This is a genomic window from Chryseobacterium rhizoplanae (assembly GCF_900182655.1).
GTDB classification, from domain to species: Bacteria; Bacteroidota; Bacteroidia; order Flavobacteriales; family Weeksellaceae; genus Chryseobacterium; species Chryseobacterium rhizoplanae.
The window spans coordinates 70887-86256 of the sequence record NZ_FXTC01000005.1; the positions used below are offsets into that span (position 1 = coordinate 70887).

Below are 15370 nucleotides of genomic sequence, written 5' to 3' on the forward strand. Positions count from 1 at the left end.
TCCCCTAATACTTTTCTTAAATCAGAGTGTTTTAATGGAATCATTTTTCCGAAAAAAACTGCGCCAGTATGGCTGTTAAAAACCTGCTCATCAAAATCTGAAAGAAATGCTTTTTAAATTGGATAATTATAAGTTTTTAACCTTTTCCGAAGTCTTTAAATGACTAAATTAGCCCAGAATTAAAATGCGCTGAGATTTTTATGAAAAATATATTCTGTGTTTTGCTTATTTCAATGGTAACACCTGTACTGGCACAAACCAAACTGGAAAAAGCAATTACCAATCTTGAGGATAATTATGAACAGGAGAAAGTATACCTGCTTACCGACAAATCACAATATGCCGCTGGTGATAAAATCTGGTTCAAAAGCTTTGTATTCGACGGATATAACCGTTCTGCATTATCCACTACTCTATTTGTTGAACTGTACAATTCTGATAAAAAATTAATAGACTGGAAAACGGTACTTCTTACCAATGGTGAAGGCAGCGGAGATTTTCAGCTAAAAGAAGACCTTCCTGAACAGGTTTATTTTGTAAGAGCTTATACGCCTTATATGACCAACTTTAATGAAGATTTTCAGATTGTTAAAACACTTCCGGTTTACAACCCGAATTCCACAGAATCATTAGTGATTGCTAAAAGTTCTGATTGGTCTGCAAAAGCCTTTCCGGAAGGGGGAACTTTCATTAACGGGATGCCTACAAAATTTGCGGTAAGATTATCTGCCAATTCTTCTTTACCGGAAAGCTGGACCGGAAAAATAATTGATGTACAAAATCCAAAAACACCCGTCACTACATTTAAATCTTTTGATAAGAATGTTGCTTCCTTTACAATAACTCCGGCATCCGGAAAAAAATACCAGGCTGTTATTCAGGATAATGCAGGAAAAAGCCAGACAATAGATCTGCCACAGGCTGCAGACAGCGGTCTGAATGTAGAAGTTCACAGCTCTAAGGAAGGAATTAAGTATACTTTAAAAGGTGTTAATCTGAAACAGCAGCTGCAGGGATATAAAATCGTAGGACTCATCAATAACCATCTTGCTTACAGAGCAAATATCAATCATTTAACGAATGAAGCATCAAGTCTTATTCCTACAAAAATCAGCAACGGAGCGAATGGTGTTTTACAACTGGTCGTTTTTGATGAGCAGGACAATCCTGTGGCCCAAAGACTCTGCTTTATAAAACCCGGCGATTTAAAGATTGAAAAAGCAGAAATCATAGCTCAGAGCTTAAAACAAACTCCAAGATCTTTCAACAGTATTGATCTTTCTCCGGAGTCTTATTTTAAAAATTATACTGTTGTGGTAAGTGAAGATGACGGTACCCAAACTCCTGATGAAGAAAATATTCTGAGCGCACTTTGGCTAACGGGAGATTTTACTTCAAAAATAGACAGTCCGGCACAATATTTTTCTAAAAATGCCAATACTGAAGCTTTAGACGCCCTTCTTATTTCTGAAAACTGGAAGAGATTCGACTGGAATTCCGTACTCAGCGGAACTACTCCTGTCATTAAAACCCAATCTCAGCAATATCTATCTTACAGAGTAAAACCTATTAAAAACAATGCTCTGCTGATCAACTCAGATGTCAATTTAGTATTGCAATTAGGTAAAAATCAACCAGCCTTTAATCAATTTAAAACAGATCAAAACGGGTATGTTTATTTACATAATCTCAACAATGATGAGCCTGTGAATGTTTCATTATTTGTCAATTCAGAAAATAAAGAGTCAAGTACTGATAATTTATTCGTCACCGTGGAACCCCTGGTAAATCCTTCAGAATTTAAAGGTAATTTCCCGGGTACAAAATATACGTTGGTAAAATCTGCTAAAAGCAAAACCCTTCCTCCGGCAATTGCCAGAGCCATCAATACTCAAAAAAATATCAGGAAGAAAGAGAGCAATGATATCCAGATTCAGGAGGTAGCATTGGTAGGAAAAAAGAAAGATCCCAAACAGGAATTAGACAAGCAGCTCTCCACCGGAATGTTCAGTTCTGTAAATTCTACCGTCTTCGACTTTGTAAATGAAGATCAGCATGTCTCAGGATATACTAACATATTAGACTGGATGCAGGGAAAAGCAGCAGGTTTAACGTTTCAAAGAAACAATTCAGGGGCAAATGTACCCTATATCCGGGGCCAGCAGGCTAAGCTGTATTTAGATGAGATCCTTACTGATCCTACCATGATTTCAAGCATGCCTGTGAATAATATTGCCATGGTAAAAATCATTAAAGGATCAGGGTTAATAGGTGATGCCGTAGCCATCTACACGATGAAAGGCAATATGAAATCTAAAAGTAATGAAAAGGAAACACCAAAGAACAACTCAGCCATCATCAAAGGATATGATAAACCTTCAGAGTTTCCTATTGAAATGATAGATGATGATGCTCCGGAAAAAATTGAAAATGACACCAGAGAAACCCTTTACTGGAACCCGAATTTATTTGACAGCGATTACGTGCCGCCAAGAATTAAATTCTTCAATAACGACAGTGCCAAACAATATAAAGTACTGATCATAAGTTTTGATGAAGATGACCATATTCTTTTTGATCAGCAGGTTTTGAAATGATAAAAAGAGGCTGAAAAAGCCTCTTTTTTAGTTTTGAAGCAGGAGGCTGGAAGATGGAGGTTATGATAGTGATAAAGAGTAGCTGTTTGTCTTTTTTAAAGAATGATAAGATCGACGAGCAATTGTCATTGGCTACGCCGAATCTTCGATTTCTGACGAAGGAAGAATCTCTTTAAACTCTATGAGATTCTTCACTGCACTTCGTTTCATTCAGAATGACAGCGTTGAAATCAGAAGTTTCGCTCCAACCATCTATCGCTACACCTTAAAATAACTTCCATCTTCCATCTTCCAGCTTCCCGCTCCCAGCTCCTACCTCCCTCTCCTCGCTACCGCACGAATCCTTTTGTGTGGCTTTAGCATTATAAATCAAACATTCTAAAAACTACAATATGATCTAAAAGTCCCTTTTCATCAGAATAATCTATTGCACTGCTGTATCTGTAATCTTCCGCACGGAAAACTAAACCTGCTTTTACCGGATTTTGATGTATATAATTAATCTTCTGGTTAATTACCCTGTTACTCCATAACTCAATTGGTTTATTATCATGTCTCCAAAATTGATATTGGCTTACATTTGAAGTTTTTGCACCTTCTTTGAGGAAGAATTCTAATAAAAATTCTTTTCTGCTTTCTGTAGGATTTTCTTTGATTGCTGTTACAAGTGCTTTGCTTGTAAATCTTTTTAAATCACCAATCATAAGTTCCGGTTTCTGTCCATTTATACTTCTGAAAACTAAGTGTACATGGCTTGACATGATGCACCACGCATGTATTTCCATTCCTTTACTCTTTTGGCAAAATCTTAAACTTTCCAAAAAAATTTCTTTATACTCATTTCTAATGAAAACATCCAGCCAACCTACGACAGCAAAACTTATGAAATATAATCCTTCAGGATTGTGGAATTTGTAATTACGACTCATCAATTATGTTTTTATAAAGATAAAGACTTTGTAAGAAACCACACGATACAATCGTGCGGTAGCGAGGAAGAGTCTCATAGATCATCCGTCAATACACCTCAAAGCCCCTGGCTTCCCTCTCCCAGCCTCCAAACCTTTTAACTTCCATTTTCTAAAACGTACAAACAATATTCTGTTTCCCTTTGAAACCTGTATGCCGATGTCGGTTAAATAATTATATTTACGAAAGTAAAACCCGTATCAATACAGAACATAAAGCATTATGAATGGATAAAATGAATTTATTAAGTATCGTAACGATAATCTCGTTGTTCGTTTCATTCTTTCTTGTATTTTTTTTACTTACAGTCAAAACAGAATACAAAACCAGTAATCGCCTTTTTGCTTTTTTCCTTATCCTCACCGCCATAGATGTGAGTGAACCTTTGTTGAATTCAGTTTCTAGTGGTCCTTCCAATCTGGGAATGCTGAGAAATACATTTGCATTTTTACAGATTCCTGTTTTCTATCTGTATGTGCTGTCTGTTTGTTATTCTGATTTTAAACTCAGACCAAAACATCTCATTCATCTCCTTCCCTTTTTAGTTGTGAATGCTGTTTTGCTGCCCCATTTTTACACTGTAGATACCGCTTCTAAAGTTAATTTCCTTGTCAATCATCAGCATATGCCGGAGCTTCAGTTCAATCATATTCTGTTCCATATTCAGGTAATTGTTTATTGTACTGCTGTATTTCTGCTTTTAAGAAAAGCTAAAACGCTCTATCTTGAAAATAATGCAGGCACCCATGTCAATTCCTACAACTGGCTGTTCCAGTTTACGGTGGTGCTTACCATTTTATATTCCATTGCTCTATTGAAGAATATTTTCAAGTTTTCGGATTATCTGTACATCTCAGAATGGATAAAAATAGGAGCATTGGTCCTTCAGCTTTTTATTGTATGCTGGTATCTGTACAAGGCACTGAATAACCCCGGCCTTTTTAGAAATATTGATTCCAAATTAAAACTTGTTTCGGATTTGATTTCAGAAGAAAAAAATGATACTCCCGAAGCTGTCAATGAAAATATACACAATGAAGAATTACTGAAGCTGAAGAAATTCATGACGGAAGAAAAACCGTTTCTCAATCCTTCTTTAACCATACAGGATATTTCAAAAGAACTCGAAATTCCCGTTCGTGAGTTATCTGTTCTTATCAACCATCAATTAGGACAGCATTTTTACGATTTTGTAAATACCTATCGTATCGAACATGCCATGAATATTCTAAAAGATACTACAAAAAGCAAGGTAACCATTCTTGAAATCCTGTACGAAGTTGGTTTTAATTCAAAATCTTCCTTTAATACTGCTTTTAAAAAACATACAGGGAAAACGCCCACCGAGTACCGCAATTCATTACAAAACAATACTTTGTAATTACTCGTACTTGCTTTTCACATTATCCGAACGTATTTTTTCAGACCAATTCGGCCGAATACTTTTATTCGGTCGCGTAGGTCCAAGCACTTCCACATCTTTGTATCGAAATCATTTTTAACTATTAAAATAACGATACAATGAAAACTTCATTCACTCTTTCAGCAGTACTTTTACTAATGAGTACTTTTATTTTTGGACAGAACATTTCCAAAAAAATAGATTCCATCATCAAAGACAATTATCAGAAAAATCCGGATGTTGCCATCAGTGTTGGATTTATCAGTCATGATGAAGAATATTATACGTCCTATGGAAAACTCAGCAAAGAAAGCACTGTTGACATTAACAAGAATTCCATATTTGAAATTGCTTCCATTACTAAAATTCTGACTTCAAATTTAATTGCCCAGGCAGTTATTGAGAACAAGCTAAAACCGGAAGATTATATTGACAATTACCTGCCTAAAAGTTATACTTTACAGAAAAGCCTCAAAAACAAAATCAGAATTTCAGATCTTGCCTCTCATCAGTCTGGTTTGCCGGATATAGATTTTGCCAAACTGATAGAATTAAATCCGCAGCAGCCGGTAAGTAATGTCACAGAAAAAACACTGGCTTCCATTGTCAACAATTGCAATGAACTTATTGATTATGGTAAATACCGCTATTCTACCATTGGCTATACACTGCTGGGACAAATACTGGAAAAAGTGTACGGTAAAAGCTATGATGAGATAATCCGTGAAAAAATAATCACACCCTTACAGATGACCAACACCCTGACAAAAGATTTCAATGTGAAAAACATCACTGCGGGCTACAATCCCACTGGCGGTGTTCAGGAATTTTTCAAGTGGAACATTACAGCATCTGCAGGATTGATAAAATCTAATGCCTCAGATATGCTCACCTATCTGAAAGCAGTTCTTACCAGCGGAAATCCAATATCTGAGGCCGCACTGCTCACAGAAAAGCTTTACTATAAAGATGAAAAGAGAGAAATGGGACTAGGTCTTACCATTAGCACAGATGATCAGAATACCATTTATCTGAAGTCCGGTGATTCTATGGGGCAATCTTCCATAATCTGCTACAACAGGGCAAAAAAATGGGGCATAATTATCCTTTTAAACCAAAGAAATTCTAAAATGAGACAAAACCTGCTGAAGGAAATCTATGAAAAAGTCCTGAAATAAACCTCCTAAGCCATCATACAAAAATCCAGAAAAGTGTTTTCTGGATTTTTCATGTATTATGAACCTTTGCGTTAAATTTTTAGCTCAACACTGTTATTGGCTATGCCGAATCTTCGATTTCTGACAAGGAAGAATCTCTTTAAACTCTATGAGATTCTTCATTGCACTTCGTTTCATTCAGAATGACAGCATTGAAATCAGAAGTTTCACACCAACCATTTATCACACATCTTAAAATAACTTCCATCTTCCAACCTCCCGCTCCCAGCCTACTTTTCTAAAACGCAAAGATTGAGTTCAAAACGGTTTATCTTTAAGGGAGCAAAGAGGGCGACAAAGTCACGGATGAAGCTGTATAGCTATGCGTTCGCTTAAAAAAATCAATTTTATTGATTCTACCTTTGCTCCCTTGTAATACGATAATGATAGTAGTAAACCTTTGTGTTACATCCTTAGCTTAGCACTGTCATTGGCTACGCCGAATCTTCGATTTCTGACGAAGGAAGAATCTCTTCGAAATAGATGAGGTTCTTCACTACATTCCATTTCGTTCATAATGACAGCGCTGAAATTCAGATGTTTCTACACCAGCCACCCGTCAATACGACTCAGATAACCTTTCTTCTTCCAGCTTCCCGCTCCAAGCTCCCAGCTCCAAGCATCTATAATCAACTCAAAAAATATTTCATCCAAAACTTTGAATTTATGCATACATTTGAGCCGTTTTAAAATCAACTCTTCAAATATCCATGATCACTTATGAGCGCTAAATTATCTCTATTCCTGTTTTCCTTCCTTTTTCCATTCTGGGCTTCGGCACAGGGAGTACAAAACCCGGATAACAAATTTTCTACCCGGCAAATTCATGAAGAACAATATGTACCCATCAATGGGATTGAACAATGGGTAACTATTAATGGAAACCCCTCCAAACCGATCATTTTATTTCTCCATGGTGGTCCGGGAAGTCCTATTACTCCGTATATTGATGTTTTATATAAGGATCTGGAAAAAGATTTCATCGTCGTTCAATGGGATCAGCGTGGTTCCGGGAGAACCTACGGACACAATAATCCTCCGGAAGAACTCACTCCCGAATATTTAAAAGCCCATCCTCTAACCCTTGACCAAATGACCAATGATGGCATTACCCTTTCCCAATATCTATTGCAGCACCTTGGAAAGAAAAAAATCATTCTTTCCGGTACCTCATGGGGATCTGCTCTCGGACTGAAAATAGCCACCAAAGCTCCTGAACTTTTTTACGCCTATGTGGGACATTCTCAAATTGTGAATCCTAACTTCAGTACAGAAAGATATGCAAGGCTCTATAAAATGGCAGAGGATAAAAAGGATAATGACGCCCTGAAAATATTGAATACCATAGGGCAGCCACCTTATGCCAGTGCAAAAAATTCAGGATTGCTATACAGAGTGATCAAAAAATATGAAAAGGCAAATTCTACACCCGCTCCGGGAAACTGGTTTGTTCTGGCTCCAGAGTATGATAATGAGAAAGACCGCAAAAACAGAGAAGATGGTGACGATTACTCATTTGTGAATTTTGTGGGCGATCAGAAACTAGGCGTACAATCTATGGGAGCATCCATCGATATGATGAAGGATAATTTAAATGTTAAAGTTCCTGTATATCTTATTCAGGGGGAAGAGGACATCCTGACGCCTAAAGAAATGTCAAGAAAGTATTTCGATGCCCTGAAAGCACCTAAAAAAGAATATTTCTTACTTCCAAAAGCCGCACACGGATTTAACCAGTCGGTGGTGGATACTCAATATAAGATTTTCAGGAGTATAAAGACAAATTAAGAAGAGGAAAAACGGAAAAACAAACGGCCGAAACTTTATATTTTTCTAAACTGTCATTCTGACGAAGGAAGAATCACCTTGAAATAGATGAGATTCTTCAATACATTCCTGAATTATGTTCGCAGCCTTTTATTTTTTTAAAACGCAATGATTAGATTCAAACCGTTTTATCTTTAAGGGAGCAAAGAGGCCGACAAAGTCGCGGATGAAGCTGTATGGCTATGCGTCCGCTTAGAAAAATCAATGAAATTGATTCCACCTTTGCTCCCTTGTAATATGATAATGACAGTAGTAAACCTTTGCGTTAAATACTTAGCCCAGCCCTGTCATTCTGACGAAGAAAGAATCTCTCTGAAATGCTTGAGATTCTTCATTACATTTCATTTCATTCAGAATGACAGCGTTTGAAATACAGATGTTGCCATACCAACCACCCGCCACTTACGGCTCAGACAACCTCCCTTCTTCCTGCTTCCCGCTCCCAGCTCCTACCTCCCTCTCCTTTCCAGCATAAGATGCCCCGCATCCAGCATTTTTATCAGATGAATGTAGGGATTGATGATATTTCTTTCCGGCAGATTTTCATACATCCCCATTGAGAAATAAACAATCCCGGACATAAAATAATCAAACTCTTTGACGCTGTATTCTTTGAATGCTTTTTTAAAAACAAACACTGGATTTTGGTATTCTTTCTCCGAAAGCAAGCCGAGAACCCATGGAGAAGGATTTTCTAACGGAGGATCTGCAACCCATTTCTTTCCTTCTAAATGGATGAGGTAGCATGCACGCACAAACGACCGCACCGCCTGATGAAACTGAAAAACTACCGACGGATCTTCATTGATCCAGCTATTTCGCTTTATGGCATAACTCATAATGCTGTTTAACTTCTCTTTAGAGGCTGCCAGATCATTGAACTGGAAAAAGTTCTCCATCAGCTGTAACCCGGAGCGCTTCTTACCGCCTTTCCAAAGCTGAGGTTCAAAACGTGTGCTTGTCTTTTTCATGTTTGTATTTTTTTATAAATGTAATAAAAGAATTCCAATTACGGTCGATCGACCGTGCTTTTTTATTATTTAATTACTTGATTTGTTTCTATGACAGATATAAACGAGAAAATTTGTTCATACATTACAAAGAAATGGTTGATACCTTGGCTTCAGGAAGGCAAGTCTCAAACTTCTTTTGCAAAAAATCATGGTGTAGAAGAAAGTACGATTAGGAAAATAAAAAGCGAAAAGACTTATAGAATCCCTATTGAAACACTTTTTAAAATATGTGAAGCACGAAAAATTAGTTTATCTGATTTCTTTAAACTTATAAATGAATAAATCCTGACGACAGTTGGGATTTTTTTATGTTAAAACTTTGAAGGCTTTTTCTTTAAAATTTCCGTGAAAATACTGAATCAAAATTTTAAAGTGATTTTTATTTTTGTTGTTTACGGGAAACCACAATTTTTAAAATATAAGATAAATTATTTTAGCAAAAACTTTTCCATTCTATGATTCTAATATTAACCGATCAGCATGATGTCCATGCTAACATATTAATTGACCAGTTAAAGCAAGATAAAGCAACTTATTTCAGACTTAATCTTGACGTAAATTCTCTTGAAAAAACACATGTTAAGTTTGATGGAACAACATGGCATATACAAACAACTGATGGTAAAATAGACTTGAGAGCAGTTGAAAAGGTATGGAATCGTAAAACATTTGTTCAACTTATGTTGGAAGAACAGAACAAAGGATACGAATTCAATATCTGGAAAAATGAATGGAATAAAACATTATTAGGAATATATTACTTCCTTTCAGAAAAAAAATGGTTAAACTATTATAGGGAAAACCATAAAGCCGAAAATAAGTATTTACAGATGGCTGTAGCAAAAAAGATAGGATTCAACTTACCTAAGTTCCTCTTATCAAATAAAAAGAATGAAATTCTACAGTTTGCATCATCTAATAATAAAATAGTCATGAAACTTATGAATCAAGATTTCTATGAAGTAGAAAAAGGAAAATTTAAAGGATTCTATGTTAATACTATTTCAAAAGATGATTTTAACGATTTCAATGAAAATGAAGAAAACCCAATATTTCTACAAGAATATATTGAGAAAAAATATGAAATTAGATATACAGTAGTAGGAAACGAACATTTTGTTTGTAAAATAGAATCACAAAAATCTGAAATTGCCAAAACTGATTGGCGTCGATATGACTTGGCAAATACGCCTCATCATAGAATCTCACCACCTGCTGTTATACAAGATCAAGTAAATCAACTTATGAAAAATTTAAACCTCAACTACGGAGCCTTGGATTTCATTGTTGATGAAAAGGACCAATGGTGGTTTTTAGAAATTAATCCTGGTGGACAATATCTCTGGATAGAAGACTTAACAGGTATGCCTATTACTTCTTCAATTAAAAAGTTTTTACTAAATTAACACAACATATAACAATCAGATTATGAAAGTATTTTCTACGAAGTTTTTAGAACTTCCACAAAGCGAAAAGCTAAAAGATCCCAATTCTTGGTCTTGGGAACCAAGCAACAAAGACATAAAAAAAATCTATGCTAGCGGCGCAAAAACAGCAACAAGATCTTCGACTTATGCATCAGAAAGAGATAATGAAGCTGATACCGACAGGCCTAATGAAGGAGCTTAATTTAAAGGGAACACGTGTTCCCTTTAATTTTATAATCATCTGACTGCTATTATACTGCATTAAAAAAACATCTCCTCCTGTACAATTTCTTTCTTGTGATCTTAGCAATATAAATCAAACATTCTAAAACGACATATCTAAAGTCCCTCGCTACCGCACGAATCCTTTCGTGTGGCTTTAGCATTATAAATCAAACATTCTAAAAACTACAATATGATCTAAAAGTCCTTTTTCATCAGAATAATCTATTGCACTGCTGTATCTGTAATCTTCCGCACGCAAAACTAAACCTGCTTTTACCGGATTTTGATGTATATAATTAATCTTCTGGCTAATTACCCTGTTACTCCACAACTCAATTGGTTTATTATCATGTCTCCAAAATTGATATTGGCTTACATTTGAAGTTTTTACGCCTTCTTTGAGGAAGAATTCTAATAAAAATTCTTTTCTGCTTTCTGTAGGATTTTCTTTGATTGCTGTTACAAGTGCTTTGCTTGTAAATCTTTTTAAATCACCAATCATAAGTTCCGGTTTCTGTCCATTTATACTTCTGAAAACTAAGTGTACATGGCTTGACATGATGCACCACGCATGTATTTCCATTCCTTTACTCTTTTGGCAAAATCTTAAACTTTCCAAAAAAATTTCTTTATACTCATTTCTAATGAAAACATCCAGCCAACCTACGACAGCAAAACTTATGAAATATAATCCTTCAGGATTGTGGAATTTGTAATTACGACTCATCAATTATGTTTTTATAAAGATAAAGACTTTGTAAGAAACCACACGATACAATCGTGCGGTAGCAAGGTGTGTTTTTTTTAGTATTATAAATCAAATATTCTAACAACTACATATCCAAAACTCCTTTTCAACAGAATAATATATTGCAATACAGTATCTATAGTCAGCGAGGTGATTCTATTTCAAACAAAAGTCAATTCCATTTTTCAATATTGGAGAGAGTTACCTATATTTGAGACTTAACAGAAATTGTATAACACCCAAACACTTACCATATGAAAACAAAACTTAGCTATCTGTTTATTCTGTTATATGCTCTTGTAAGTGGTCAGGAAAAATCTATTATTAATGACCTGCAGTTTTCTAACTATTTTGGGCATCCAAAAACCATTACAGAGATCACCACTTATTCACCGGAGAATAGCTATAAAAATATTTCCTATTATGACAAAGAAGGGTTTCTGACAAAAATAGAATATTACAATGCGATCGGAAGCGGACCTTCTCAGGAAAGGTCTATCAATAAGATCATCACTTATAATTCAAAGGACAAGGCCAAACGCTATTTTGAAGCCTTTAATCCTGGAAATAAAAAGATAGAAACTACAGGCTATTTTGAAAAAGTTTCGGATTCTCTGTACAAAAGAGTTTCAAAAGATTCTGCTCACAATATATCCCTTAGTAAGCTGTTTTATTTTGACAAAAATAACCGTCTTATAAAAACAGAAGAAACCGGAAATTTCTTTGAAACTCCGGTTAACAGCACTGTTTTTTACACCTACATCAATGAAATGAGAAGTGAAACCCTTCTTGAAGATGCCACTAAGCAAAAAAAATCTAAGCTCATTTATAAGAATGTAAAACTTGATCCGCAAGCCAACTCCATTTATGAAGAATTAGCAAATGACCAGGGAGCCATACAACAAAAAACAGAAAGAGTATTTGAGTATTATTAAACAGGCAGGTTCAGTGCTTTCATAAAAAACATAGAATTCAATACAAAGGCCAAAAGCACTTTCAAAGAGCCTCCGGACATTTCCACAAGTATCCGGAAGAATTTCCCAAACGGTCTGCGCCCCCTTCAAAAATAATCTGCAACACTTACCCAAGTGTCCGGAACCACTTACAGAAATACCTTCAGCTTCTTCCCTGGTCGCTCTCATCACTTAAAGAACTGTCTACAGACACTTAGATAAGTGTATATCGACAATAATATAAGTGTGTCCTGAAACCTACAAACTACCTCCAGACCGTTATCTAAGTGGCTCTACCCACTTATCATACCCTCTCCAGGGACTTCCGAAGGGGGTAAAGGTTAAGATAAAACGGCAAACATCTGTGAAAATATGTGAGATCTGTGGTCAAAAACAAAACCACAAAAGTCACAAACGTTTTTAAAAACTTTAGTAGCTTTAGAAGAAATTCTTGCGCAGAATAAGTCCACATAAGTTTATAAAAATCTTGGATTTTTATAAGTGTATAATATTTACCGCAAAGATTAATTGAAAGACTTCCTGAATTCCAAAGGAGAAAGTTTGGTTTTGGTTTTAAATAAACTACTGAATGACTGGGAATGTTCAAACCCCAGTGCATAGGCCACTTCACTCACAGACAGATTAGTGGTGGAAAGCATTTCTTTGGCCTGGCTGATCAGTTTGTCATGAATATGCTGCTGGGTACTCTGCCCCGTTAAGGAACGCAGCATATCACTTAAATAGCTGGGTGAAAGATGGAGATTTTCTGCAAAATAACTTACCGTAGGTATTCCTTGATTAAGAGACATTTCATCTTTAAAATACCCATCCAGCAAATCTTCAAATTTTTGCAGAAGGCTGCTGCTGGTAGCTTTACGGGTAATAAACTGGCGCTTATAAAAACGGTTGGCATAGTTAAGGAGCAATTCTATCTGAGAGATCATCACATCATGGCTGAAGTCGTCAATACGGCTGTTGAGCTCAGATTCAATAAAATTAAAGATAGAAAGTACTGTATTCTTCTCTTCTTCAGAAAGGTGCAGCGTTTCTTTTGTAGAATAGGAGAAAAAACCATATTGCCTTATCTTCCTGGCAATGGGATATCCCAGAAAGAAATCAGGATGAATGAGCAGAGAATATTGTGAGCATACCGTATCACTGTTCCCGTTCCCTCCTATCACCTGGCCGGGTGCTGCAAAGAGCAGTCCGCCTTCATTAAAATCGTAATAGCCTTGTCCGTATTCTATTCTGCCGTCCAGTTTCGGTTTATAGGAAATCTTATAGAAACTCAACACATGTTTTTGAGACAATTTATCTGTTGCCACCAGATTATGCGCCCCATTCATTAAGCTAATGAGAGGATGCTTGGGTGTTGGCAGTCCGAAAAACCGGCTGGCTTCTGATAATGATTCAAATTTGAACGGAGTTTGATCTGTCTTTTTCATAAATGGTATTTTAAAGGTACGAAAAACCGGCTATAATTTTATAACCGGCTGTTACTGTTTATTACGATCCCTGCGCTGCGCTGGAAACTTCGTCCCATGCTTCCCAGAGATTGATTCTTTCTGCATATACAGACTTCACCAAAGGAAGGTTATGACTTCCCAGATGGAAACGCAACGGTGGATTTTCAGCATCTACCATTTTGAAAAGCGCTTCTGGTGTCGCTGTAGGGTCTCCCTTCTCATAAGACTGAATGGTCTTTATAAATTCTGTCTTAAAATCATTGTACACCTCCATGTTCTGGGAAAACTTCAGGGAATCCTGACTTCCAAATTCTGTGGCATACGCTCCCGGTTCTATAATGGTCACTTTAATTCCGAATTGCTTAATTTCTTCCGCAAGACTCTCATGGATGGCTTCAAAAGCCCATTTGGAAGAACTGTAATACCCAATGACAGGCAATGTAACGTGTCCGAGATTGCTGGATGTCCCCAGAATATGCCCGTATCCCTGTTCTCTCATAATCGGCAATACTGCCTGAATGACACTTACAGGACCTAGAATATTGGTTTCATATAAAGCACGGATTTCATCTGCACTTGCCTCTTCTATGGTTCCTACCAGCGAATATCCTGCGTTGTTCAGTACGATATCCAGCTTCCCGAAATGCTGGTGAGCCTTATGCACGGCTTCTTTTACCTGCTCAGAATCGGTAACATCCAATGCTAAAGTAAGTACGTTATCACCGTATTTTTCCTTAAAATCGGTAATGCTTTCCAGTTTTCTTGCGGTGGCTACCACTTTATCACCACGTTCCAATGCTGCCTCAGTCCAGATGCGTCCGAAACCTCTTGATGCTCCGGTTATAAACCAGATTCTATTTTGCTGTATCATAATTTTAAAATGTTTTTTTGATAAAGCAAAATTATAAAGCCTGTCTCCTGAAATTGTAGTCTAATCGCAGAGCTTTGTAGGCGAATTGAGGATCTTTAATTTTAAATAAAATCACAAGATCTTTAAACACTTAAGTAACTTTAGAGGATATTGTTGTGCAGAAAAGGGTACATTAGCTTTTTAAAAATCTTTGATTTTTATAAGGGTACAACATAAAACGCAAACATCTGTGAAAATCTGTAAAATCTGCGGTAAAATAAACCACAAAAGTCACAAAAGCTTTAAACACTTAAGTAAACTTTAGAGAATATTATTACGTAGAAGAAGAACACATTAGCTTATAAAAATCAAAGATTTTTATAAGTGTACAACATTAAACGCAAACATCTGTGAAAATCTGTGAAATCTGCGGTAAAATAAACCACAAAAGTCACAAAAGCCTTAACTTAAGTAAACTTTAGAGGATATTATTACGCAGAAGCGGGACACATTAGCTTTTTACAAATCTTTGATTTTTTCTTACGTGTACCTTGTTTTTATTTCTGAATGGGAATAAGGACAGACCTTTATTGGGTAAAATAGTGCTTTCATTGTAAAAACACAAGAATATTTGTTTTATAATAAACCATAAAACAGCTGGCAGAAACTTAAAAGT

14 protein-coding genes are annotated in these 15370 nt (G+C 36.1%); 8 read left to right on the forward strand and 6 right to left on the reverse strand.

Going from position 1 to position 15370, the window contains the following annotated elements; genetic code table 11:
- Positions 1–200: 200 nt before the first annotated feature.
- The gene (locus tag FN817_RS12870) at positions 201–2597 is read left to right on the forward strand and encodes a hypothetical protein (RefSeq protein ID WP_142718294.1); all 2397 of its coding nucleotides are present in this window, start codon (positions 201–203) and stop codon (positions 2595–2597) included.
- A gap of 362 nt (positions 2598–2959) precedes the next feature.
- On the opposite strand, the gene FN817_RS12875 is transcribed toward FN817_RS12870, so the two are convergent.
- Entirely contained in the window at positions 2960–3526 is a 567-nt protein-coding gene (locus FN817_RS12875) for an REP-associated tyrosine transposase (RefSeq protein WP_142718295.1), read from the reverse strand.
- Positions 3527–3801: 275 nt separating this feature from the next.
- On the opposite strand from FN817_RS12875, the gene FN817_RS12880 reads away from it, so the two are divergent.
- Positions 3802–4947, forward strand: coding sequence for a helix-turn-helix domain-containing protein (locus FN817_RS12880; RefSeq protein WP_228451549.1), 1146 nt, complete (start codon positions 3802–3804; stop codon positions 4945–4947).
- A gap of 140 nt (positions 4948–5087) precedes the next feature.
- Complete coding sequence (locus tag FN817_RS12885) at positions 5088–6146, forward strand: serine hydrolase domain-containing protein (protein ID WP_142718297.1); 1059 nt, start codon at positions 5088–5090, stop codon at positions 6144–6146.
- Positions 6147–6728: 582 nt separating this feature from the next.
- On the opposite strand, the gene FN817_RS23470 is transcribed toward FN817_RS12885, so the two are convergent.
- The gene (locus tag FN817_RS23470) at positions 6729–6857 is read right to left on the reverse strand and encodes a hypothetical protein (RefSeq protein WP_262712107.1); all 129 of its coding nucleotides are present in this window, start codon (positions 6855–6857) and stop codon (positions 6729–6731) included.
- A 48-nt stretch (positions 6858–6905) separates the two neighbouring features.
- Here FN817_RS23470 and FN817_RS12890 point away from each other — a divergent pair, with 48 nt between their 5' ends.
- On the forward strand, positions 6906–7973 hold the full coding sequence (locus FN817_RS12890) for an alpha/beta hydrolase family protein (protein WP_142718298.1): 1068 nt from the start codon (positions 6906–6908) through the stop codon (positions 7971–7973).
- Positions 7974–8461: 488 nt separating this feature from the next.
- On the opposite strand, the gene FN817_RS12895 is transcribed toward FN817_RS12890, so the two are convergent.
- A complete protein-coding gene (locus FN817_RS12895) occupies positions 8462–8983 on the reverse strand; it encodes a hypothetical protein (protein ID WP_142718299.1) in 522 nt (173 codons plus the stop codon).
- A 90-nt stretch (positions 8984–9073) separates the two neighbouring features.
- Here FN817_RS12895 and FN817_RS12900 point away from each other — a divergent pair, with 90 nt between their 5' ends.
- The 3 genes from FN817_RS12900 (at position 9074) to FN817_RS12910 (ending at position 10654) form a co-directional block, all read left to right on the forward strand.
- Positions 9074–9307 carry a helix-turn-helix domain-containing protein gene (locus FN817_RS12900; RefSeq protein WP_077418653.1) on the forward strand — a complete coding sequence of 78 codons (234 nt, stop codon included), beginning with the start codon at positions 9074–9076 and terminating at the stop codon, positions 9305–9307.
- A gap of 173 nt (positions 9308–9480) precedes the next feature.
- Positions 9481–10431, forward strand: a complete 951-nt coding sequence (locus FN817_RS12905; protein ID WP_142718300.1) for an MvdC/MvdD family ATP grasp protein — start codon at positions 9481–9483, stop codon at positions 10429–10431.
- Between the two features lie 22 nt (positions 10432–10453).
- Positions 10454–10654, forward strand: a complete 201-nt coding sequence (locus FN817_RS12910) for a hypothetical protein (protein ID WP_142718301.1) — start codon at positions 10454–10456, stop codon at positions 10652–10654.
- Positions 10655–10837: 183 nt separating this feature from the next.
- Here the strand turns inward: FN817_RS12910 and FN817_RS12915 are convergent, their stop codons facing one another.
- Entirely contained in the window at positions 10838–11404 is a 567-nt protein-coding gene (locus tag FN817_RS12915; protein WP_142718302.1) for an REP-associated tyrosine transposase, read from the reverse strand.
- Between the two features lie 275 nt (positions 11405–11679).
- On the opposite strand from FN817_RS12915, the gene FN817_RS12920 reads away from it, so the two are divergent.
- Positions 11680–12360 carry a hypothetical protein gene (locus FN817_RS12920; RefSeq protein ID WP_142718303.1) on the forward strand — a complete coding sequence of 227 codons (681 nt, stop codon included), beginning with the start codon at positions 11680–11682 and terminating at the stop codon, positions 12358–12360.
- A gap of 542 nt (positions 12361–12902) precedes the next feature.
- Here the strand turns inward: FN817_RS12920 and FN817_RS12925 are convergent.
- Both FN817_RS12925 and FN817_RS12930 read right to left on the reverse strand, forming a co-directional pair.
- Entirely contained in the window at positions 12903–13823 is a 921-nt protein-coding gene (locus tag FN817_RS12925) for a helix-turn-helix domain-containing protein (protein WP_142718304.1), read from the reverse strand.
- A gap of 61 nt (positions 13824–13884) precedes the next feature.
- Entirely contained in the window at positions 13885–14715 is an 831-nt protein-coding gene (locus FN817_RS12930; protein ID WP_142718305.1) for an SDR family NAD(P)-dependent oxidoreductase, read from the reverse strand.
- Positions 14716–15370 lie beyond the last annotated feature (655 nt).

What these genes read in the sequence shown, in the direction of transcription:
- FN817_RS12900 (WP_077418653.1), top strand. Translation starts at nt 9,074, where the DNA reads ATGACAGATATAAACGAGAAAATTTGTTCATACATTACAAAGAAATGG.
- FN817_RS12870 (WP_142718294.1), top strand. Translation starts at nt 201, where the DNA reads ATGAAAAATATATTCTGTGTTTTGCTTATTTCAATGGTAACACCTGTA.
- FN817_RS12930 (WP_142718305.1), bottom strand. Translation starts at nt 14,715, where the DNA reads ATGATACAGCAAAATAGAATCTGGTTTATAACCGGAGCATCAAGAGGT.
- FN817_RS12890 (WP_142718298.1), top strand. Translation starts at nt 6,906, where the DNA reads ATGAGCGCTAAATTATCTCTATTCCTGTTTTCCTTCCTTTTTCCATTC.
- FN817_RS12920 (WP_142718303.1), top strand. Translation starts at nt 11,680, where the DNA reads ATGAAAACAAAACTTAGCTATCTGTTTATTCTGTTATATGCTCTTGTA.
- FN817_RS12925 (WP_142718304.1), bottom strand. Translation starts at nt 13,823, where the DNA reads ATGAAAAAGACAGATCAAACTCCGTTCAAATTTGAATCATTATCAGAA.
- FN817_RS12910 (WP_142718301.1), top strand. Translation starts at nt 10,454, where the DNA reads ATGAAAGTATTTTCTACGAAGTTTTTAGAACTTCCACAAAGCGAAAAG.
- FN817_RS12885 (WP_142718297.1), top strand. Translation starts at nt 5,088, where the DNA reads ATGAAAACTTCATTCACTCTTTCAGCAGTACTTTTACTAATGAGTACT.
- FN817_RS12915 (WP_142718302.1), bottom strand. Translation starts at nt 11,404, where the DNA reads ATGAGTCGTAATTACAAATTCCACAATCCTGAAGGATTATATTTCATA.
- FN817_RS12905 (WP_142718300.1), top strand. Translation starts at nt 9,481, where the DNA reads ATGATTCTAATATTAACCGATCAGCATGATGTCCATGCTAACATATTA.
- FN817_RS12895 (WP_142718299.1), bottom strand. Translation starts at nt 8,983, where the DNA reads ATGAAAAAGACAAGCACACGTTTTGAACCTCAGCTTTGGAAAGGCGGT.
- FN817_RS12880 (WP_228451549.1), top strand. Translation starts at nt 3,802, where the DNA reads ATGAATTTATTAAGTATCGTAACGATAATCTCGTTGTTCGTTTCATTC.
- FN817_RS23470 (WP_262712107.1), bottom strand. Translation starts at nt 6,857, where the DNA reads ATGCATAAATTCAAAGTTTTGGATGAAATATTTTTTGAGTTGATTATA.
- FN817_RS12875 (WP_142718295.1), bottom strand. Translation starts at nt 3,526, where the DNA reads ATGAGTCGTAATTACAAATTCCACAATCCTGAAGGATTATATTTCATA.